Origin of the sequence: Halanaerobium congolense (assembly GCF_004366375.1) — a bacterium.
GTDB classification, from domain to species: Bacteria; Bacillota; Halanaerobiia; order Halanaerobiales; family Halanaerobiaceae; genus Halanaerobium; species Halanaerobium congolense.
In genome coordinates, this window is sequence record NZ_SOEF01000092.1 from 1 (window position 1) to 1,052 (window position 1,052).

Here is a 1,052-nt window from a genome sequence, read left to right on the forward strand (position 1 = left end):
AAGATGGAATAATTGACCGGAGGAGTTCTGTATTTGTCTAAAACTAAAACTAGTTTTAGTAAGTCGCGGTATAACCTGAACGGGAAAACCAAGATAAAGCAGATACAGAGTTCAGATGGCGTCAATAGTAGCTATGATGACTGGTCCTTAGATAGCAGGGTGACCTGCAGGAGGATAAAGCCAGTTTAGCAAAGGACAGCCAGCGCAGTCGAAGTTGAAATTAATACAGGAGTGGTAGACAGATTTTAATGGTTTAAACACTGCTTAAAGCAGTGGGTCAGGCTGGTAGCCGGAGGGAGAAATCTAATCTCAAAGGTGGTAGGTCAGAAACACCATAACCTCAGTAGTAAAATGTCAGAGGGGGCGATTGGTGAGAACCTAAAACGCGGCTGATAATATTATGAAAATAGGGTCTGTTTAACTGGACTGTAGAATTGGAGACTGGTAAGTCGTGAAGTAAGGACTGGTGAAAGAGATAACTGAGAAGACGTATTACACCCTTAAAGATAAAGTAACAAAGATTAGGAATATGAAAGCAGCCGCAAAACATGTCTTAGATAACAGTGGTAGTGCAGGTGTTGACAGAATAGATACAGTAGAATTCAAAGAAAACTATTCAGTCCACATGAGAGAACTATACAGAGAATTCTTAGAAGATAGATATCAACCCAAACCAGCACTGAGAGTATTTATCCCGAAAAGTGATGGAAGACAGCGACCACTTGGAATACCCACAGTTAAAGACAGAATAGCTCAGGCGGCAGTGAGAGGAATACTGGAGCCAATATATGAGAAAGAATTCTGTGACTGTTCTTTTGGATTTAGAAAAGGTAAATCGCAGATGGACGCGATAAACCAAATTGAAGAATATAAAGAACAGGGATACAAATGGGTATTAGATGCAGATATCAAAGGGTTTTTCGATAATATAGACCATAAGCTTTTAATAGAATTCATAAAGCAAAAAGTAACAGATGGTTGGGTAATTGAAATAATAAAATCGTGGCTGACCATGGGAGTCATGAAAGATGGAGAATATATACCCACAGAAA

General features: G+C 39.3%; 1 protein-coding gene. It reads left to right on the plus strand.

Annotated elements, in window-relative coordinates:
* Positions 1–529: 529 nt before the first annotated feature.
* Positions 530–1,052, plus strand: a 523-nt coding sequence (locus C7954_RS13550; protein WP_243833704.1) for a reverse transcriptase domain-containing protein, incomplete at its 3' end; no start/stop codon positions are given.